This window comes from Mesorhizobium sp. LCM 4576, assembly GCF_001854815.1.
Classification (GTDB): Bacteria; Pseudomonadota; Alphaproteobacteria; order Rhizobiales; family Rhizobiaceae; genus Mesorhizobium; species Mesorhizobium plurifarium.
In genome coordinates this window covers 165,719-185,924 of the sequence record NZ_MDDT01000024.1, presented here as the reverse complement: position 1 = coordinate 185,924, position 20,206 = coordinate 165,719, and the positions used below count along the sequence as shown (strand labels likewise).

General features: G+C 65.2%; 17 protein-coding genes. 12 read left to right on the top strand and 5 right to left on the bottom strand.

Going from position 1 to position 20,206, the window contains the following annotated elements; translation table 11 throughout:
• Positions 1-56 precede the first annotated feature (56 nt).
• The 11 genes from LCM4576_RS13950 to LCM4576_RS13900 all read left to right on the top strand — a co-directional run bounded on the left by LCM4576_RS13950 (position 57) and on the right by LCM4576_RS13900 (position 14,215).
• Positions 57-1,004, top strand: a complete 948-nt coding sequence (locus LCM4576_RS13950) for a LysR substrate-binding domain-containing protein (RefSeq protein ID WP_071032601.1) — start codon at positions 57-59, stop codon at positions 1,002-1,004.
• A gap of 90 nt (positions 1,005-1,094) precedes the next feature.
• Entirely contained in the window at positions 1,095-2,129 is a 1,035-nt protein-coding gene (locus LCM4576_RS13945; protein WP_071032600.1) for an amino acid ABC transporter substrate-binding protein, read from the top strand.
• Positions 2,130-2,227: 98 nt separating this feature from the next.
• The gene (locus tag LCM4576_RS13940; protein WP_083361402.1) at positions 2,228-3,391 is read left to right on the top strand and encodes an ABC transporter permease subunit; all 1,164 of its coding nucleotides are present in this window, start codon (positions 2,228-2,230) and stop codon (positions 3,389-3,391) included.
• A 5-nt stretch (positions 3,392-3,396) separates the two neighbouring features.
• A complete protein-coding gene (locus LCM4576_RS13935; protein WP_071032599.1) occupies positions 3,397-4,476 on the top strand; it encodes an amino acid ABC transporter permease in 1,080 nt (359 codons plus the stop codon).
• A 10-nt stretch (positions 4,477-4,486) separates the two neighbouring features.
• Positions 4,487-5,242: an amino acid ABC transporter ATP-binding protein gene (locus LCM4576_RS13930; protein WP_071032598.1), complete on the top strand. Its 756-nt coding sequence runs from the start codon at positions 4,487-4,489 to the stop codon at positions 5,240-5,242.
• A 54-nt stretch (positions 5,243-5,296) separates the two neighbouring features.
• The gene (locus LCM4576_RS13925) at positions 5,297-6,700 is read left to right on the top strand and encodes an FAD-binding oxidoreductase (protein ID WP_071032597.1); all 1,404 of its coding nucleotides are present in this window, start codon (positions 5,297-5,299) and stop codon (positions 6,698-6,700) included.
• 120 nt (positions 6,701-6,820) lie between these two features.
• The gene (locus LCM4576_RS13920) at positions 6,821-8,491 is read left to right on the top strand and encodes a thiamine pyrophosphate-dependent enzyme (protein WP_071032596.1); all 1,671 of its coding nucleotides are present in this window, start codon (positions 6,821-6,823) and stop codon (positions 8,489-8,491) included.
• Positions 8,488-10,584, top strand: a complete 2,097-nt coding sequence (locus tag LCM4576_RS13915) for a hydantoinase/oxoprolinase family protein (protein ID WP_071032595.1) — start codon at positions 8,488-8,490, stop codon at positions 10,582-10,584. The genes LCM4576_RS13920 and LCM4576_RS13915 overlap by 4 nt, the downstream gene beginning before the upstream one ends.
• Entirely contained in the window at positions 10,581-12,197 is a 1,617-nt protein-coding gene (locus LCM4576_RS13910) for a hydantoinase B/oxoprolinase family protein (protein ID WP_071032594.1), read from the top strand. Before LCM4576_RS13915 ends, LCM4576_RS13910 begins: the two co-directional genes overlap by 4 nt.
• Positions 12,197-13,399 carry a pyridoxal phosphate-dependent aminotransferase gene (locus LCM4576_RS13905; protein WP_071032593.1) on the top strand — a complete coding sequence of 401 codons (1,203 nt, stop codon included), beginning with the start codon at positions 12,197-12,199 and terminating at the stop codon, positions 13,397-13,399. The genes LCM4576_RS13910 and LCM4576_RS13905 overlap by 1 nt, the downstream gene beginning before the upstream one ends.
• A 3-nt stretch (positions 13,400-13,402) precedes the next feature.
• Entirely contained in the window at positions 13,403-14,215 is an 813-nt protein-coding gene (locus LCM4576_RS13900) for an NAD(P)-dependent oxidoreductase (RefSeq protein WP_071033136.1), read from the top strand.
• A gap of 266 nt (positions 14,216-14,481) precedes the next feature.
• Here the strand turns inward: LCM4576_RS13900 and LCM4576_RS13895 are convergent, their stop codons facing one another.
• The 3 genes from LCM4576_RS13895 to LCM4576_RS13885 form a co-directional block, all read right to left on the bottom strand.
• On the bottom strand, positions 14,482-14,760 hold the full coding sequence (locus tag LCM4576_RS13895) for a hypothetical protein (protein ID WP_071032592.1): 279 nt from the start codon (positions 14,758-14,760) through the stop codon (positions 14,482-14,484).
• A 5-nt stretch (positions 14,761-14,765) separates the two neighbouring features.
• On the bottom strand, positions 14,766-15,752 hold the full coding sequence (locus LCM4576_RS13890) for an aldo/keto reductase (RefSeq protein ID WP_071032591.1): 987 nt from the start codon (positions 15,750-15,752) through the stop codon (positions 14,766-14,768).
• A 266-nt stretch (positions 15,753-16,018) separates the two neighbouring features.
• Positions 16,019-16,768 (bottom strand): FadR/GntR family transcriptional regulator, encoded by a 750-nt coding sequence (locus LCM4576_RS13885; protein WP_041004228.1) that lies wholly within the window; start codon positions 16,766-16,768, stop codon positions 16,019-16,021.
• On the opposite strand from LCM4576_RS13885, the gene LCM4576_RS13880 reads away from it, so the two are divergent.
• Positions 16,747-17,844, top strand: a complete 1,098-nt coding sequence (locus LCM4576_RS13880; RefSeq protein WP_338012027.1) for an NAD(P)-dependent oxidoreductase — start codon at positions 16,747-16,749, stop codon at positions 17,842-17,844. The genes LCM4576_RS13885 and LCM4576_RS13880 overlap by 22 nt on opposite strands.
• A 20-nt stretch (positions 17,845-17,864) precedes the next feature.
• Here the strand turns inward: LCM4576_RS13880 and LCM4576_RS13875 are convergent, their stop codons facing one another.
• Both LCM4576_RS13875 and LCM4576_RS13870 read right to left on the bottom strand, forming a co-directional pair.
• Positions 17,865-18,644: a FadR/GntR family transcriptional regulator gene (locus tag LCM4576_RS13875; protein ID WP_071032589.1), complete on the bottom strand. Its 780-nt coding sequence runs from the start codon at positions 18,642-18,644 to the stop codon at positions 17,865-17,867.
• 3 nt (positions 18,645-18,647) lie between these two features.
• Complete coding sequence (locus LCM4576_RS13870) at positions 18,648-20,090, bottom strand: FAD-binding oxidoreductase (RefSeq protein ID WP_071033135.1); 1,443 nt, start codon at positions 20,088-20,090, stop codon at positions 18,648-18,650.
• Positions 20,091-20,206: the final 116 nt, after the last annotated feature.

The following is a 20,206-nucleotide window of genomic DNA, read 5'->3' as shown; positions in this document are numbered from 1 at the left end:
GACATCCGGCAGTGCCTGACCGACGGAGTCTCGAACGAAAGGAGGCGGAATTCACCATGACCGGCAAGCTTCGCCTCCCTTCGCTCAACGCGCTGCRCGTCTTCCACGCGGTCGTGCAGCACAAGAGCTTCCRCCAGRCCGCCGACGAGTTGCTGGTGAYGCCGCAGGCGGTCGGGCAGCAGATCAAGCTCCTGGAAGACACGCTTCAGGTGACRCTGTTCGAACGCAAGGGCCGATCGATCGAACTGACCGAGTCGGCGATCCTGCTCTCGCACTACGTCAAGGCAGGCTTCGACGAATTCTCCGAAGGCGTGCGCCGCGTCACCAAGTCGAACTACCGCGACCGCATCAACCTCAATGCCAGTCCCTACTTCGCCACGCATTATCTGCTGCCCCGACTCTCGCTCTTCCGCGAGATGCTGCCGGGCGCCGACCTGCGCCTGACCACAATGGTCGACCTGCCCGACTTCGGCCGCGACGATATCGATATGACTGTGCAGTGGGGCTACGGCAACTGGCCCGACTACGAAGTCACGCTGCTGGTGCCGGATCCGAAGATCATCTGCTGCACGCCGGCGATCGGCGAGAAGATCAGCTCGGCGCGAGACCTGACGAAATTCACGCTGCTCGACACGGTCAAGTCGAAGCGCCTGTGGCCGGATATTTTGCGGCACCTCGGCGTCGAGCTGTCGGACGRCAACCGCAGCATCAGCTTCGACGACGCTGCGACGATGCGCCGGGCGACTCTGCAAGGCATCGGTGTCGGCCTGGTTTCCGTCATCGACGCCGAGGAGGACTTCCGCTCCGGCGCCCTGGTCGCACCGATCGGCCGCGACGCCATTGCCGACATGAAGCCGGAGGAAGTCCCCGGCTTCTATCTCGTCGTCCCGCGCGGGCATCTGCGCGTGAAGGCGGTGGCCGCGCTGCATCGATGGCTCGCCCAGGAGGACTGGCGCAGCGACCTCAAGCTCTCCTTGCCGAAACCGACACCGCTTTCCGACTGAGAAGCGGCTTCGAGACCGAGTTCCGTAAGACGTCTTGCGGGGCTCCAACAACAAGAAACGGAACAACCTCAACAGTGGAGACTATCAAACATGAAAATGATCAAATGGGGGGCCGCCGCCATGGCCCTGGGCCTTATTCATCTGGCAGCACCGGCCGAAGCCGCCGGCGGCAAGACGCTCGAAACCGTCAAGGCGCGCGGCGTGCTCAACTGCACCGGCCATGACGGCTCCTATCTCGGYTTTGCCGAGGTGGACGACAAGGGCAACTGGAAAGGCATGGACATCGACCTCTGCAAGGCGGTGGCCACCGCCGTGTTCGGCGATCCGGCGAAGCTGAAGATCGTTCCGATCAGCTGGGCGCAGCGCTGGCCGTCGCTCCAGTCGGGCGACGTCGACATCATCATCAAGGMCTCGGGCGGCACGCTCAGCCGCGACACCGAGCTCGGCCTGCAATTCTCCAATTCCTATTATCTCGGCACGACCAAGGTGATGGCGCATAAGGAGCTCAACCTGAAATCGCTCAAGGATGCCGATGGCGGCACGATCTGCATTCCCGCCGGCACCTCGCAGGAGCAGCAGGTCGCCGCCTACGCCCAGAAGCTCGGCATCAAGCTCGAGCCGGTGCTGATCGAGAAGACCGAGGAGCTCGAGCAGGCCTATTTCTCCGGTCGCTGCGATCTCTATGCGCAATGGGGCCCGACRCTCGCCATCGCCCGCATCGCCAAGAGCAAGGTCGAGGACCACGTGATCCTGCCCGACGTGCTCGCGGTCGAGCCTGAAGTGATGATCATGCGCCAGGGCGACGACAACTGGGTCGACATCGCCAACTGGACGCTGAGCACCCTGATCTTCGCCGAGCAGGAAGGCATCACCTCCAAGAATGTCGACGAGATCAAGGCCAAGCCGACCTCGCCGCAGGTGGCGAAATTCCTCGGCGTCACCCCCGGCATGGGCAAGGGCCTCGGGCTTTCCGACGACTGGGCCTACAACGTGATCAAGAAGGTCGGCAATTACTCAGAGATCTTCGAGCGCGATCTCGGCAAGGACTCGCCCTACAAGATGGATCGCGAGCTCACCAATCTGTGGAACAATGGCGGCGTCCTGTTCCCGCTGGTGATCGACTGATCCCCTTGGTGATCGATTGATCCATTCCTAACRCATCCGCTTTGAGCTCCGCCCGGCTGCCTGCCCGGCGGAGYCGGCGCCAATTCGGGAAGATCCTGATGGTCRGCCTGCTGAGAAATCAGAAGGTCCGCAACGCGCTGTTGCAGGCCCTTTACGTCGGCTCACTCGCCGCGATGGTCCTTGCCTGCGTGATGATCGCCCGGCGCAACCTTGCCGAGCAAGGCATCACCTCCGGCTTCGACTTCCTGTTCAAGTCGACCGGCTGGGACGTGAATTTCTCGCTGCTGCCGGCCACCGCCAACGATCCCTACTGGTGGTTCTTCCTGATCGGCATCGTCAACACGCTGTTCCTCGGAACCACCGGCCTTATCCTGGCGACGATCGTCGGCACGATCGTCGGTCTGGCGCGCACGTCATCGAACGAGTTGGCACGGCTGCTCGGCCGCACCTATGTCGACATCTTCCGCAACATCCCACTGATCCTGCAGGTCTTCTTCTGGTACGCTTTGATCACGCATCTGCCGACACCGCGCGCCGCGCATGAGGCATTCGGCATGCTGCTGACCAGCCGTGGTCTCTATGTGCCTATTCCCAATGTCGGCGGAACGGCGCTGGCGCTGGCCGTTTTGGCCGTGATCGCTGCGATCGCGCTGCCGGTCTGGCTCGGCCGCACATCGCAGATCAGCCAACCGGTCGGCGAACGTTCTGCCGTCCAGTTCGCCGGTGCGGCAGTGGCGCTCGCCTGCGCGGTTGTCATCCTGATGATCGGTCGCCTGCCGGATGCACCACTGCTCGACTTTCCTGCCCTACAAGGCCTCAACCTGAAGGGTGGATTGCGCATCCCGCCTGAATTTTCCGCTTTGGCCGTGGCCATCGCCATCTATGGCGGCTCCTACATCGCCGAGATCGTGCGCGGCGGCTTCAAGGCCGTCAGCAAGGGCCAGATGGAGGCGGCGCTCTCGTTGGGCTTGAGCCCCTGGCGTGTCTTCACGCTGGTCAGGCTGCCGCTGGCGCTGCGCGCAATGCTGCCGATCCTCGCCAACCAGTATGTCTGGCTGATGAAGGCAACCACGATGGGCATTGCGGTGGGCTTCACCGACTTCTTCATGATCGTGGCGCTGACGATCAACCACTCCGGCCAGACGCTCGAGGTGATCGGCATTCTGATGGCCGGCTTCCTCGCCATCAATCTCAGCCTTGCCGCGGTATTCAACCGCATCAACAAGGCCATCGCCCTCAAGGGCAATCAGCTGAGGGGATGACAGAAATGGAGATGGTCGTTGTCGCTCCCCCTGCCCCGGGCAGGCTCGAAGACCTGAAGCGCCGCTTCTTCGCAACGCCGCTTCAGGCGCTGCTGTCGCTGATATCCCTGACGATCATGGCTTTCATCGTCTGGAAGCTGCTCGACTGGGCCGTCTTCTCGGCCGTGTTCACCACGACCGGCGGGCCTGAGGCCTGCCAGGCGGCGGCCGGCGCCTGCTGGTCGGTCATYGCCGCCCGGTGGCGCATCATCCTGTTCGGTCTCTATCCCTTCGAGGAGCAATGGCGCTCCGCGCTCGCCTGCGTCAGCGTGGTGGTCATGACGGTGCTGAGCTGCATCCCGGCCTTCTGGACCGGCCGCCGCATCGCTCTCATCTGGGGCACAGGAACAGGCCTCTACTACGTGCTGATGAAGGGCGGCGTGCCCGGCCTGCCCTATGTCGGCGAGGAGGCCTGGGGCGGGCTGGCGCTTACCCTCTTCATCTTCGTCACCACCTGCCTGATCGGCTTCCCGCTGGCGATCTGCCTGGCGCTGCTGCGCCGCTCGGACCTGCCCTGGATATCGCGCACCACCGGCCTGATCATCGATGGCGTCCGCTCGCTGCCGCTGATCTCGATCCTCTTCACATTTGCCGTCGTTCTGCCTTTCGCCCTGCCGCAATGGCTGCAGGGCGACAAGCTCTACCGGGTGATCCTGGGTTCCGCCCTGTTCTTCTCCGCCTATCAGGCCGAGATCGTGCGCGGCGGCATRCAGGGCGTTCCGGCGGGACAGGAAGAAGCCGCCATGGCGCTCGGCATGAGCTACTGGCAGCGCATCGGCCGCATCGTGCTGCCACAGGCGATGCGCAACGCATTGCCGGCGACGATCAACCAGTTCGTCATCTCGTTCAAGGAAACCTCGCTGGTGGTCATTGTCGGCTTCTTCGAGATCCTGGCCTCCGGCAACGCCGCCTACGGCACCGGCGAATGGCGCTTCGCCTATGTCGAGGTCTATGYCTTCATCGCCTTCATCTATTTTGTCTTCGTCTTCAGCCTGTCCCGCTACGGCGCTTACCTCGAGCGGCGCATGGCGGTCGGCGAACGCTAGGGAGGCGCACTTGGATTCGACGCTCCCATCCGGCCCGGCCGTCCGTATCGAAGGCCTCGACAAGCATTACGGGTCGTTCCATGCGCTGCGGAAGGTGAACCTCTCCGTCGAGCGCGGAGAAAGGATCGTCATCTGCGGTCCGTCAGGCTCCGGCAAATCCACGCTGATCCGCTGCATCAACCGGCTCGAAGAGCACGAAGGCGGCCGCATCACCGTGCTCGGCACCGAGCTCAACGACGATATCGGCRACATCGACGGGATCAGGCGCGAGGTCGGCATGGTGTTCCAGCACTTCAACCTGTTCCCGCACATGACCGTGCTTGAAAACTGCATGATCGCGCCGATGATCGTGCGCAAGCGGCCGCGCGCGGAGGCYGAGAGGACGGCCAGGCGCTTTCTGGAGAAGGTCCGCATCCCCGAGCAGGCGATGAAGTTTCCCGGCCAGCTCTCCGGCGGCCAGCAGCAACGCGTGGCGATCGCGCGGGCGCTTTGCATGCAGCCGCAGATCATGCTGTTCGACGAGCCGACCTCGGCGCTCGACCCGGAGATGATCGCCGAGGTGCTGGACGTCATGGTGACGCTCGCCGCCGAGGGCATGACCATGATCTGCGTGACCCATGAAATGGGCTTCGCCCGCCGCGTCGCCGACCGGGTGATCTTCATGGACGGCGGCGAGATCGTCGAGGAAGCGCCGCCGGAKGAATTCTTCACGTCCTCCCGAAACGAGCGCACCCGTCAGTTTTTGTCGCAGGTGCTGGGTCATTGAACGGCATGCCGAGAGATGCGACGTTCCGCGCGCAGCACATCAGCAGGAATTTCAATGACCGATCCTACAATCGCCTTGCGCGAGATACTCGGACCGAAAGGCTGGCTTTCGGGCGATGATGCCCAACCCTACCAGCGCGATTGGCTCAACCGTTATGGCATCCGGCCCCTGGGCGTCGCCCGCCCCGCGAATACCGCGGAGGTGGCCGCGGTGGTCAAGGCTTGCAGGCAGGCCCAATTGGCAGTCGTGCYACAAGGCGGCAACACCGGCCTGTGCGGCGGCGCCGTCGCCGATCAGGCCAACGCGGTGATCGTCTCGCTGTCGCGCATGACGGCAATCGGCGAACCGGACCTGGAGAGCGGGTCTATCCTGGTCGATGCGGGCGTGGTTCTCGCCGGGCTGCATGAGGCGCTGGAACCGCATGGGCTGATGTTCCCGATGCATCTCGGCGCCGAAGGCAGCGCCAGGATCGGTGGCCTGATCGGCACCAATGCCGGCGGCAGTCACGCGTTCCGGTTCGGCATGATGCAGGATCTTGTCCTTGGCCTCGAAGTCGTGATGCCGGACGGCACGGTGTGGGACGGTCTTCGCGCGGTGCAGAAGGACAATGCCGGCTATCAGCTGCGCAAGCTGTTCTGCGGGTCGGAAGGCACGCTCGGCATCGTGACGCGCGCGGTGCTCAGGCTCTATCCCACGCCAAAGCAGCAGGCGAGCGCGCTCCTGGTGATGTCCGACTTCGCGGCGGCCGTTTCGTTCGGCGCCTTCCTGCGCGGCGAGGCCGGCGAATTCCTCGCCGGCCTCGAATTCTTTTCGGATGTCGGCCTGACGCTGGCGCTCAAGCATCTGCCTGACCTTGCCTATCAGCTGGAGACAAGGGGCGACGTCTATCTGCTCGTCGAGATGGCGTCGGGCTCGACACGCGTTCCCCTCGACGAGATCCTGTCCTCGGCGCTGGAATGGGGCATGGAGCAAGGGCTGGTCGTCGATGGCGCGCTGGCCAATTCGGGCGCGCAGCGGGCGCAGTTCTGGCGGTTGCGCGAGGAACAGCCGGAGGGCCAGCGGCTGGAAGGCGAGCAGCTCAAGCACGACATCTCCGTGCCGCCGGGCGCGATCGCGCGCTTCATCGAAGCGGGCGCGAAACGATGCCACGACATTCTTCCGGGCGTGCGGATCAACCCGTTCGGCCATCTCGGYGACGGCAACATCCACTACAATCTGTCGCCGCCGGAAGGCCGCGCCGATTTCGACGGCAAGGCCGCAGCGTTCGCCGAGGCGCTGGCCGCTTTAGCCACCGACATGGGCGGCAGCTTTGCCGCCGAGCATGGGCTCGGCCGCGCCAAGATCGCCATGGCTGACCGGAACAGAAGTCCGGTGGAGCGGGAGCTCATGGCACGGCTGAAGGATGCGTTCGATCCGTCGGGCACGATGAACCCCGGTGTTTTGGTGCGGATTTCATAGCAAAGAAAAACTTTCGTATCGATCGCATTTCTTGATTTCGCGCCGGCCGGCCGCAGTGCAGGTATAAATCCGAAAGGCAGGCTCGGTCCGCTTGCCGCCGGATTAAGAGGATGTCGAAGCATGGTCCGCAATGGCGGTCGCCTTCTTGTCGAGTGCCTGACCGCCTTGGGCGCGACAARGAGCTTCGGCGTTCCCGGCGAAAGCTATCTCGCCGTTCTCGACGCGCTGCACGATACCAAGGGCAAACTGGATTATGTGCTTTGCCGCAACGAAGGCGGCGCGGCCTTCATGGCTTCCGCCTATGGCAAGCTGACTGGATCGCCGGGCATCTGCTTCGTGACCCGAGGCCCGGGTGTGACCAATGCCAGCATCGGCGTCCACACCGCCATGCAGGACTCCTCGCCGATGATCCTGTTCGTCGRCCAGGTCGGCACCGACATGAAGGGCCGCGAAGCCTTCCAGGAGATCGACTACCGGGCGGTCTACGGGACCGTCGCAAAATGGGTGGTCGAAATCGACRACGTCGAACGACTTCCCGAGATCGTGGCGCGGGCCTGGACTACGGCCCTGACCGGAAGGCCCGGCCCCGTCGTGGTCGCACTGCCGGAAGACATGCTGACCACCGCGACCGAAGCCGCGCCGCTCAACGGCCCTGCTTCGATCTTCGAAGCCGCTCCCTCACAGGATGCCATCACGGCGGCGCTCGAGATGCTGGCTGCAGCCGAGAGGCCGGTGCTGCTCATGGGCGGCGCCAACTGGAAAGCGGATGGACGCGCCGCGCTCCAGGCCTTTGCCGAGGCTTCCGACATCCCCGTCATCGCCGCTTTCCGCTACCAGGATCAGTTCGACAACCATTCCCCGGTCTTCGTCGGCGAGGCCGGCGTCGGCATGGTGGCGCATGTCAAGACATTGATCCGCGATGCGGATGTGATCCTGGCCGTCAATGTCCGCTTCGGCGAGATGACGACGGACGGCTACACGCTGCTCGACGTTCCGGTGCCGCGCCAGAAGCTGATCCATGCGCACGGCTCCGACCGGGAGATCGGCAAGATCTATGTGCCGGCCATCGGCATCCATGCCGGCCCGAATGCTTTCGCCAAGGCGCTGATGCCGGTGAAGGGTGGCTGGGCCGGGTGGCGCGCTGCGGCGCGCAAGGCCTATGAGGGCACGTTCGCCGCGCCGGTGCAGCCCGGCCCGGTCGACATGGTCGCGGTCAGCGCCTGGCTGCGCGAGACCTTGCCGGCCGACGTCATCCTCACCAACGGCGCCGGCAATTTCACGGTATGGCCGAACAAGTTCTTCAAGTTCGGACCTAAGGCGCGGCTGCTCGCGCCGCAATCCGGCGCCATGGGCTACGGCCTGCCGGCGGCAATTGCCGCGAAGGTCGCGTATCCGCAGCGCACGGTGGTCTGCTTCGCCGGCGACGGCGATTTCCAGATGAACTGCCAGGAGCTCGGCACCGCCATGCAGGCCGGCGCRCAGCCCATCGTGCTCATCATCAACAACGGCATCTACGGCACGATCCGCGCGCATCAGGAGCGCAACTATCCGGCCCGCGTTTCCGGCACCTCGCTCGAGAACCCCGACTTCGTGGCGCTTGCGAAGGCCTACGGCTTTCACGCCGAGCGCGTCGAGGCAACACAGGATTTCGCGGCGGCATTCGAGCGGGCGCTCAACTCCGTGACCGGCGCGGTCCTCGACATCGCCATCTCGCCCGAAGCGCTCACGCCCCGGCAAACCCTTTCCCAGATGCGCGACGCCGCRCTCGCTTCGCAGAAGGCCAAGGCATGACCTCCAGATCAGACGACATCCGTCTCGGCGCGGACATCGGCGGCACCTTCACCGACATCGCGCTCGATGTCAGGGGAACGATGTTCTCGACCAAGGTGCTGACCAATTATGCGGCGCCCGAGCAGGCGATCCTCGACGGCATCGACGTGGTCATCCGCGATGCCGGAATTTCGGCAGCCGAGATCGGCATCATCATCCACGGCACGACGCTCGCCACCAATGCGCTGATCGAACGGCGCGGCGCCAGGACCGCGCTCATCACGACCGAAGGGTTCCGCGACGTGATCGAGATGCGGACGGAAAACCGCTTCGAGCAATATGACCTCAACCTGCAGCTGCCGACGCCGCTGATCCCGCGCGAGGACCGCTTCACGGTCAAGGGCCGCATCGGCGCCGAGGGCCAGGAATTGCAGCCGCTCGACGAAGCCGCGCTCGAGGAGATAGCCGATCGGATCGCCGCCGGCAATTTCGGCTCGGTGGCGATCGGCTTCATCCACGCTTACGCCAACCCCAGCCACGAGCGCCGGGCGCGCGACATCCTCGCCCGCAAGCTCAGCATCCCGATTTCGATCAGCGCCGAAGTCTCGCCGCAGATGCGCGAGTTCGAGCGCTTCAACACCGTCTGCGCCAACGCCTATGTGCGRCCGCAGATGGCCGACTACCTCGCCCGCCTGCAGACGCGCCTGAAGGACATGGGCGCCGACTGCCCGGTTTTCATGATCCATTCCGGCGGCGGCCTGATCTCGGTGGAAACCGCTTCGGAATTCCCGGTCCGGCTGGTCGAATCCGGCCCGGCCGGAGGCGCCATCTTCGCCVCCGACATCGCCCGTCGCTTCGGGCTCGAAAAGGTCGTCTCCTATGACATGGGCGGCACCACCGCCAAGATCTGCCTGATCGAGGACTATGCGCCGCGCACAGCACGAACCTTCGAAGTGGCACGCACCTACCGCTTCTCAAAGGGCTCGGGCATGCCGATCTCCATTCCGGTGATCGAGATGATCGAGATCGGCGCCGGCGGCGGCTCGATCGCCTGGGTCGACGCCATGGGTCGCATCCAGACCGGACCGGAAAGCGCCGGCTCGGAACCCGGCCCGGCCTGCTACGGCCGCGGCGGCAAGCGTCCGGCGATCACCGACGCCGACCTGGTGCTCGGCAAGCTCGATCCCGACAATTTCGCCGGCGGCGCGATCAGGCTCGACACCGCCGCCTCCGAGCAGGCGATCCTGCGCGATGTCGGCGAGCGCCTGTCGCTGAATGYCATGGCGACCGCCTTCGGCATCTGCGAGGTGGTGGACGAGAACATGGCCAACGCCGCGCGCGTCCACGCCGTCGAGAACGGCAAGAACATTTCCGACAATCTGATGATCGCTTTTGGCGGCGCCGCGCCGCTGCATGCGGCAAGGCTGTGCGAAAAGCTCGGCATCGACCAGTGCATCGTGCCGCGCGGCGCCGGCGTCGGGTCGGCGATCGGCTTCCTCAAGGCGCCCTTCGGCTACGAAGCTTTGGCGTCGAAGCTGACGCGCCTGTCCCGCTTCAAGGCGGCCGAGGTGAACGCGCTCCTCGCCGACCTCAAAGCCTCCGCCGAAGGGTTTGTGCGCAGCGGTGCCAGCGGAAAAATCGTCTGCGAGATCACCGCCTTCATGCGCTATGCAGGCCAGGGTTGGGAAATCCCCGTGCCGCTGGCGGACGAGCCGTTCGGCGACGACGCGGTGGTGAAGCTCAAGGACCTGTTCGAGGAGAACTACCAGCGCTTCTTCGGCCGCGCCATCGAAGGGCTCGACGGGCTGGAGATCGAGATCGTCACCTGGTCGGTGAAGGCGACGGATGTTCGGCCCGCGGTTGCGCGGCATGAGCTCACCATGGGCGAGAAGACCGGTAAACCGACAACGACGCGCGAGGTGTTCGACCCGGTCAGTGGCCGGCCGCGCAGCTATGGCATCGTCGAGCGCGACACGCTCTGCGCCGGCGATCGCATTGCGGGACCTGCCGTCATCGTCGAGCGCGAGACATCCACCGTCGTCACCACCAGCTTCGACGCCGTCATCCAGAGCGACGGCGCGATCCTCCTGATCCGCAAAGGCAGCCGCGCATGAGCGATATTGGCGAAATCCGCATGCAGGTCATGTGGAACCGGTTGATCTCGGTGGTCGAGGAGCAGGCGCTGACTTTGCTGCGCACCGCCTTCTCGACCTCGGTGCGCGAATCCGGCGACCTGTCGGCCGGCGTGTTCGATCCGCGCGGCCAGATGCTGGCGCAGGCGGTGACCGGCACGCCGGGCCACGTCAACACCATGGCCGAGGCCGTGCTGCATTTCATGAACGCGATCCCGCGCGAGGAGATGTTCGAAGGCGACACCTATGTCACCAACGACCCCTGGCTCGGCACAGGCCACCTGCACGACATCACCATGGTGTCGCCGTCCTTCCTCAACGGCGAGCTCGTCGCCTTCTTCGCCTGCACGGCGCATGTCGTCGATGTCGGCGGCCGCGGCTTCGGCGCCGACGGCAAGTCGGTCTATGAGGAAGGCATCCAGATCCCGATCATGAAGTTCGCGGAGAAGGGCAAGGTCAATCTCGACCTCGTCCGCATCCTGCGCGCCAATGTCCGCGAGCCGAACCAGGTCGTCGGCGATTTCTATTCGCTTGCCGCTTGCAACGAGGTCGGTCACCGTCGCCTCGTCGACATGATGAAGGAGATCGGGCTGACCTCGCTGGACGGGCTCGGCGACTTCATCTTCTCGCGTACCCGCGACGCCATGCTCGAGCGCATCGAGGCGCTGCCCAAGGGAAGCTGGTCGAACGAGCTGGTGACCGACGGCTATGACGAGCCGGTGAAGCTCGCAGCCACCGTCTCGGTCCGCGACGACCATGTCGAGGTCGACTTCACCGGCACCGACCCGATGAGCCGCTGGGGCATCAACTGCCCGATCATCTACAGCAAGGCCTATGCCTGCTATGCGCTGAAATGCATGGTGGCTCCCGACATCCCCAACAATGCCGCCTCGCTCGCCTTCTTCACCGTTTCGTCGCCGGTCAATATCCTGAACGCCGTGCGGCCGGCGCCGGTGGCGCTCAGGCACATCTTCGGCCACATGGTTCCCGATCTGGTGCTGGGCGCCTTCGCCAAGGCGCTGCCCGGCAAGATCCTCGCCGAGGGCGCCGGCGCCTTGTGGAACATCCACATCTCGGCACGCCCGGCCGCCGGCGCATCCGGCCGCCGCGCCGAGGTGCTGATGTTCAATTCCGGCGGCATGGGCGCCCGCCCCGGGCTCGACGGCCTGTCGGCGACGGCTTTCCCTTCGGGCGTGCACACAATGCCGATCGAAGCCACGGAGCATACCGGCCCGATCGTCATCTGGCGCAAGGAGCTGCGGCCCAATTCCGGCGGCGATGGTGAATTCCGCGGCGGGCTCGGACAGGTCATCGAGATCGCCGCGACCGACGGCCACGAGTTCGACTTTTCCGCCATGTTCGACCGCGTCAATCATCCGGCCCGTGGGCGCAATGGCGGCAAGTCAGGCGTCGCCGGCGTGGTCAAGCTCGACGACGGCACCAAGATGCGCCCCAAGGGCTGGCAGCATGTGCCGGCGGGACGCCGGCTGATCCTCGAACTGCCGGGCGGCGGCGGCTATGGCGATCCGGCCAAACGCGAGGCGGCCGCGCGGGCCAACGACCGATCCAAGGGTTACATCACGGAGAACGACTGATGAGCTATGTTGCCTCCCGCCTCTCGGTGGTGAAGCCCTCCGCATCGATGGCCGCCTCGCAGGCCGCCAAGGCGTTGCGCGCCAAGGGCGTCGACGTGATTGATCTCGGCCTGGGCGAGCCCGATTTCCCAACGCCGCTGCACATCATCGATGGCGCCCATTTCGCGGCGAAGGCCGGGCAAACGCTCTACACCGCTGCCGCCGGTACAGCCGAAGTGCGTGAGGCCATCGCGGGAAAATTCCGGCGCGAGAACGGGCTGGACTACACGGCCGACGATATCGTGGTGGCGAACGGCGCCAAGCAGATCATCTTCAACGCGCTTATGGCGACGTTGGAAACAGGCGACGAGGCGATCCTGCCGGCGCCCTACTTCGTCTCCTATCCCGAAATGGTGAAGCTGCTCGGCGGCACGCCGGTCGTCGTCGAATGCCCTGAGACCACCGGCTTCCGGCTGACGCCGGCGCTCTTGGAAAAGGCAATCACGCCGCGGACGAAGTGGCTCTTCCTCAACATGCCGGGCAACCCCTCCGGCGCGGTCTATTCCGGGTCCGATCTCCAAGCGCTGGGCGCGGTGCTGGCAAAACATCCGCAGGTGCTTGTCCTCTCCGACGAGATCTACGAGCACATCCTGTTCGACGGGCGCGAGTTCGTCTCCTTCGGCAAGGCGTGCCCGGAGCTCAGGGACCGCACGCTGATCGTCAACGGCGTCTCTAAATCCTATGCGATGACCGGCTGGCGCGTCGGCTATGCGGCCGGGCCGGCGCCGCTTCTCAAGGCGATGTCGACGATCCAGAGCCAGTCCTGCACATCGGTGTGCTCGATCGCGCAGGCCGCCACCGTCGCCGCGCTCAACGGCCCGCAGGACGAGGTCGCGCGTTTCCGCAAGGCCTTCGAGCGGCGTCGCGACCTGGTCGTCGACGGAATCAGGAAGATCAACGGGCTGACGCTGTCGCCGCCGGASGGCGCCTTCTACGCCTATATCGGCTGCGCCAGCCTGATCGGCCGCAAGACGCCCAAGGGCGTCGTGCTGGAGGACGATACGGCCGTAGCCAACTATCTTCYGAACGAAGGCCGGGTAGCGTCGGTGCCCGGCGTCGCCTATGGACTGTCACCCTATTTCCGCATCTCGACCGCGACCAGCGAAGAGGTGCTGACCGAAGCGATCGCGCGCATCAACRCCGCCGTCGCGCAAGTGGAGTAAATGATGCCGCATTACGAACGTATCCTGATCACGGGCGCCGCCGGCCGGCTCGGCTCGCAGCTGCGCAAAGGACTGGTGCCGCTGGCCAAGACGATCCGCCTCGCGGGCCGCGAACCCTTCGGCGATCTCGCGCCGCACGAGGAGGAAGCCGTCTTCGATCTCGCCGACATGGAGGCGACGATCGCCGCGACCAAGGACTGCGACGCGATCGTGCATTTCGGCGGCGCGCCGCTCGAATGCGAGTGGCAGACCATCCTCGATTCCAGCATCCGCGGCTCCTACCACATCTACGAAGGCGCCCGGAAACATGGGGTGAAGCGCGTCATCTACGCCTCCTCGGTGCATGCCATCGGCTATCACGAGATCGAGGCGCATATCGGCGTCGACGCGCCGGTGCGTCCCGACAGCCYCTATGGGGTGTCGAAGAATTTCGTCGAGAGCCTCAGCCGGCTCTATTGGGACAAGTTCGGCATCGAGACGGTGTGCCTGCGCATCTTCTCGTCCTTCCCCGAACCCGCCGACCGCCGCATGCTGTGGTCCTATCTCTCCTTCGCCGACTGTGTGCGCCTGGTCGAGGCCTCGCTCACCGCGCCGCGCGTCGGCCACACGATCTCCTTCGGCATTTCCGACAACAAGCTGAAGATGGTCGACAACAGCGGCGCGAACCACCTGGGGTTCATCCCGCAGGACAGTGCCGAACCGTTCCGCGCCGCCGTCGAGGCAAAGACGCCGGTACCCGACCCGAACAAGCCGTCGGTGAAATATCTCGGCGGCTGGTTCTGCGAGCTTGGGCATCCTGACGACAAGCCGGCATGATGAGCCGCCCGTGGCTTCACGATCATAGCCTCGGCGTCATGATCTGGATGCCTATTTTCGGGTGGATGCCGTGTTTGCCTGAATGGCCGTATGGGGCGCGAAGCAGCCGCAGGCGCCGCGCGGTGCACCGGCTATCACAGCATGCCATTCCTTGCGCGCGACGAGCTTGGCACCGATACGGCGATCTCGGCGGCTGCRCTCGTGGCTCGGCCGAAGGGAAGCGCGGATTGTCAAGGCTTGCCCCTCACGGTCACGCCCGTGAGGGGTCATGGTTCTGCTGTGCCCTTTTGCCGAGATAGAGTTCCTGCATGACCGGCGACTGCTTCAACTGCGGCGAGCGCCGGCTTGAGATCGTCGGGCGAGAACACCCGGCGGATGGCGGCGTAATCCTCCGTCATCCAGCCGCCGGATCCGTCCGCCGGGTCCCAGAAATGCTGATGCCCGTCGATAACAAGTTGCTTACCAGCAACAAGTTGCTCACCAGCAACAAGTTGCTTACCAGCAACAAGTTGCTCACCAGCAACCAGAGGCCTGTCGCTGCCCATGGCGCTCACCAGCGCTGGTGCACGGCGGGCTTGATGYGCCGCTCATAGATGTCGGCGATGCGCTCCATCAGTTGCGGCGACAGCGCCGGCAGGTCGGACGCGGCGGCGTTCTCCTGCGCCTGCCGGACGGACTTGGCGCCCGGAATGGTCACCGTCACCGCCKGGTTCATCAGGATCCAGCGCAGCGCCCATTGCGCCATGGTGGCGCCTGGCGGCAGCAACGGCCGCAATTCCTCGACCGCCTGCAATCCTTCCTCATAATTGACGCCGGAGAATGTCTCGCCGACGTCGAAGGCCTCGCCTTGCCGGTTGTAGTTGCGGTGGTCCTTGGCGCTGAAATTGGAATCGCTGCGGAACTTGCCGGACAAGAGGCCGCTGGCCAGCGGCACCCTGACGATGATGGCGACGTCCTTCTGGAGCGCCATGTCGAAGAACAGCTCCGCCGGACGCTGCCGGAACATGTTGTAGATGATCTGGACGCTGGCGACGCCGGGATATTGCAGCGCCTTGATGCCTTCCTCGACCTTTTCGACGCTGACGCCGTAGTGGCGGATCTTGCCTTCCTCGACCAGCCTCTCCAGCGCCTCGAATGTCTCGGGCTGGTAGAAGACTTCCGTCATCGGACAGTGGAGCTGCACCAGATCGAGGACGTCGACCTCGAGATAGCGCAGGCTGCGCTCGACGAAGCTGGTCAGGTTCTTGCGGTTGTAGCCGGAGGCGACATGCGGGTTCAGCCGCTTGCCGGCCTTGGTGGCGACGATCGGTCTTGCGCCGCCCCGTCCCTTGAGCGTCTTGGCGATCAGCTTCTCCGCCCGGCCGTCCCCATAGACATCGGCGGTGTCGATCATGCTCACGCCTGAATCGAGCGCGGCATTCAGCGCCGCAATGGCGTCCTTCTCCTCGACGTCGCCCCAGTCGGCGCCGATCGCMCAACTGCCGAAGCCGATTTCCGACACTTGCCAGCCGGTGCGGCCAAATCGCCTTTGATGYATGGAAACTCACTCCTCAAAGCCCGCGTCGTCTTGACGGGTCGTGCCGGCAGGAATATCAGATCGGATAGTTGTATGACAACCCTGTAAGCATGCAAAAGATGACTACAGATAGCRCCGGGTTTGGATCTATCGGAAGGCTGGAGGACGACGGGATGCTCCTGGCATTCGCGCAAGATGCCGATCGAGGCCGGGCGGACTTAGAACGTCGGGCCGCAGCCGCCTCCTGTCGCGRCAGGCCAGGCTCCGCTCGGGCGCCCTCGCCTGATCTATTTCAGATGTCCGGCGCCGTCGCGGAGCTGCTCGAAGCGCTTGTAGGAACGGGTCAGGTGCAGCCGCATCGCGCGCTGCGCCGCCTTGGCGTCGCGCGCCTCGATGGCGTCGTGGATCGCCCGGTGCTCGCGCCGTGTCCGCTCGAAATGCCGTTCGCGTTCGGCGGGCTCCAGGCGATCGAATTGCGTCCATTGCCGCGGGATCATGGCGGTGCCGAACGTGTCGAAGAGCCGGCTGAAATAGGCGTTGTGCGAGGCGAGCGAAATCGCCCGATGGAAAGCCGCATCCTCGGTCGCGGCAAGACCCGTCTCGGCAATCGCCCGGTCGATGGCATCGAGCTGCCTGGCCATGAGGGCGAGGTCCCTCGCGGTCCGGCGCGTAGCCGCCAGCGCCGCCGCTTCCGCCTCGACGCCCATGCGCAGCTCGAGCACGGCCAGGATATCGTCGATCGATGCGACATCCGTCGGCACGATCGAGAAGGTCTTGGGCGGCGGCTCCTGCGCCACGAAAGCGCCGAGGCCCTGGCGCGTCGTGATCAGCCCTCGCGCGCGCAGCGACGCCAGCGCCTCGCGCACCACGGTCCGGCTGACGCCGGTCGCGTTGACGATCTCCTGCTCGGTGGGCAGCCGCTGGCCAGGCGCGAGATCGCCGGCTTCGATCTGCGCGGCAAACTTGTCCACCAGTTCGCCCCTGAGATTGGGGGACTGGCGGATGGCACCGAACATTGCTCCCTCGCGATCCGCCATCGGAAAGCCGGCCCCTTAAATCGATTCTTACGCCAAGGATCGCACTGGTTGGTTGCAACGGCAATCATTCGTTTCTTTGGGCCCGACGCATACCGCCCCAGACCGATGCAGCGGTTCCAGGACAACGACATCCATCAAGACAGCGACTTAAACAGCACTGGAAGACCAACATGAAGCAGCAAATCGGCTTTGTCGGCCTGGGCGCCATGGGCTCGGGCATGGCAGCAAACATCGTGGCCAAGGGCTGGCCGCTGACGGTCTGGGCGCACCGCAACCAGGAGGCGGCGCTGAAGCTGGTCAGCGCCGGCGCCCGCCAGGCGGCGACGCCGCGCGCGCTCGCGGAAGGCTGCGACATCGTTCTCCTTTGCGTCACCGGCTCGCCGCAGGTGGAGGCGGTCGTGAAAGGACCGCAAGGGCTTGCAGCCTCCGGTAAGCCGCTGCTGATCGTCGACTGCTCGACCTCGAACCCCTCCTCGACGATCGCGCTTGCCGCCGAGCTCGCCGCCAAGGGCGTGACGCTGATCGACGCGCCGCTGGCGCGCACGCCGAAGGAGGCCGCCGAAGGCAAGCTCGACGTCATGGTCGGCGGCGCGGCGGAAGCGGTCGCCCGCGCGCGGCCGGTGCTCGAAGCCTTCGCCGCACGAATCGTCCACACCGGCCCGACCGGCAGCGGCCACACCATGAAGCTGCTCAACAATTTCATCTCGATGGGTTATTCCGCGATCTATTCGGAGGCGCTGACGCTGGGCGCCAAGGCCGGACTGACGCCGCAGGTGTTCAACAGCGTGATTTCCGGCAGCCGCATGGATTGYGGCTTCTACCAGGCCTTCTTCGACTTCGTGCTCAACCGCAACGAGAACGCCCAGCGCTTCGCCATCGCCAATGCGCTGAAGGACATGACCTACCTCGCCTCCTTCGCCCAGGCCGCCGGCATCGCCAACCCGGTCGGCGCCGTCGTGCGCAACGGTTTTGCGACGGCGGTGGCTACGGGACACGGCGAGAGGTTCGTGCCGGCGCTGTCGGATATTGTTGCCGGGCTCAACGGCGTTTCATTGAATGAGGTCGCAGCCGAGTGAGGAGGCGGATGGCGCGAACTCTATCCCGCAGCCCGCCCGCGCATAGCCTTCCGCAGCCTCGAATGCCGTGCCGGCGACGCGGCCTCGGCCTCACCTCCCGGGAGTCCCACGCGCGAGGCCGCGCCGGCAAGGTGCCGCGTCATCGCCGCGCTCGCGCCCTTCGCGTCGCCGGCCTTGATCGCCGCCAAGATGCGCTCGTGCTCGCCCAGTGTCGTGCGCGCCATGTCGTCGGACTTCTGCTGGTTGCCRGCGGYCAGGATGCTTTCGCGCACCCGCTCCGAGACGAAGATGAGAAACTGGCCCATATAGGGGTTCCGGGTCGCTTCGGCGACGGCGCGGTGGAAGCCGAGGTCGTTCTTCAGCCAGGCAACGCTGCCATAGGGGGCCGTGCGCATCCCATCGAGCGCCCGCTCCATCGCCTCGATATCGGCATCGGAACGGCGGGTCGCGGCCAGCGCTGCGATCTGCACCTCCAGCATGCCGCGCAGCTCGAACAGGTTGCGGAAGGAATCCGCCCGCTGCAAGGTCTCATAGTCGATCGTCAGCACCGTGGCATTGGTTGCGTCGGCGACGAAAGCGCCCCTGCCCTGCTGCGACCAGATGCGGCCTTCGGAGCGCAGCCTGGCGATCGCTTCGCGCACCACGTTGCGGCTGACCCCGAACGTGGTCGCCAGCGCCTGTTCGGTCGGCAGTTGATCGCCGGGTTTCAGACGCCCTTGCGCGATCTCGCGCGAGATCGAACTCGCCACCAGGGTGGAGAGGTGCGGACCGCGATTGACCTTGTCGAGCTTCAGCGTCATCGCTCACCTATAGTCGAGCGCGGATGCGGACGCCAGAATGCGGCCGTTGCTCAATATGTGGCGCGGATCGAAGGCGTCCTTGATGCCTGCCGCGAGATCGAGCGTCACCGGATCGATGCGCTCGAGGAAGGCCCGCTGCTTGACCCGGCCGATGCCGTGCTCGGCGCTGATCGAGCCGCCATAGCGGTCGACGACGGCGAAGATCTCGGCTTCCGCCTGCTCGAACAGATGCTCGATCGCCTCGGCGCCCATGCCTTCCGGCGGTACGACGTTCAGATGGATGTTGCCGTCCCCGACATGGCCATAGGTGACGGGCAGCGCGTCGGGTCTCGCCCGTCCCAGTTCGAAGAGCGCGTCGGTGACGAAATCGGCAAGCTTCGAAATCGGCACCGAAACATYGGTGCGCAGATAGCGCCCGCCGCGGCCCTGCCGCTCGACCATGATCTCGCGGTAGAGCCACAGGCGCTCGGCCTGCGCCCGCGTCGATGCCACGATGCCGTCCTGGACGAGATCCTCGGCGCAGGCGAGAAAACTCAAAAGCATATCCTTGAGATTGATCAGCCCGCCGCCGGAAACCTCGATCAACACATAGGCTGGATAGGCTTCGGCAAGCGGATCGGGAAAGTCCTTCCCCTCGCGCATGGTGATCTCGATGCCGCCGCGCAGGATCAGCTCGAAAGCGGTGAGCAGATCGCTGCAGCCGCGCCGCGCCCGCGCATAGAGGGCCATGGCATCCTCGACCGAACGCAGGCCGACGAGGGCCGTTTCGATCTGCGTCGGCCCGGGAAAGAGTTTCAGCGCCGCTGCGGTGACGATGCCGAGCGTGCCTTCCGAGCCGATGAAGACCTGCTTCAGATCATAGCCGCKATTGTCCTTGCGCAGCACCTTCAGCCCGTTCCAGACGCGGCCGTCGGCCAGCACCACTTCGAGGCCGAGCACCAGGTCGCGCGTCATGCCGTAGCGCAGCACGTTGAAGCCGCCGGCATTGGTGGCCACATTGCCGCCGATGCGGCAGCTGCCTTGCGCGCCGAAGGTGATCGGCAGGWTGCAGTCGTTCGCCTCGGCGGCGCGCTTGGCGTCCTCGAGGATGCAGCCGGCCTCGACCACCATGGCGAAGTCGATCGGGCTGATCGAACGGATCTTGTTCATGCGCTCCAGCGAGACGACGACCTCGTTRCCGTCGGCCGCCACCGCCGCGCCGACAAGGCCGGTCAGCCCGCCTTGCGGCACCACAGGGACGCGCTCGGCATGGCAGTGYCGCATCAGCGCCGACATCTCTTCGACCGAAGCCGGCCGCGCCACCGCCAGTGGCCGGCCGAAATGGTCGCCCGACCAGTCGCGGCTGTAGCGGACCAGGTCCTCCGCCTCGGTCAGCAGCCCGCCGTCGGACAGCATGCCCGCCAGCGCGGCGATCAGCGATGCGGAATTGGGCGGCACGGCATTCATGAACTGGACCTGGATCCTTCCGGAAAACGACTGGACAACCACCAATCTTGTCGTGTTATCATACAACCCTGATTGAGAACATCAAGCGGCGTCATCGTACCCGCCAACCGTTTGAT

Coding starts and splice junctions, on each gene's coding strand:
- LCM4576_RS13910 (WP_071032594.1), top strand. CDS start 10,581: ATGAGCGATATTGGCGAAATCCGCATGCAGGTCATGTGGAACCGGTTG.
- LCM4576_RS13895 (WP_071032592.1), bottom strand. CDS start 14,760: ATGGGCAGCGACAGGCCTCTGGTTGCTGGTGAGCAACTTGTTGCTGGT.
- LCM4576_RS13885 (WP_041004228.1), bottom strand. CDS start 16,768: ATGGCGGATCGCGAGGGAGCAATGTTCGGTGCCATCCGCCAGTCCCCC.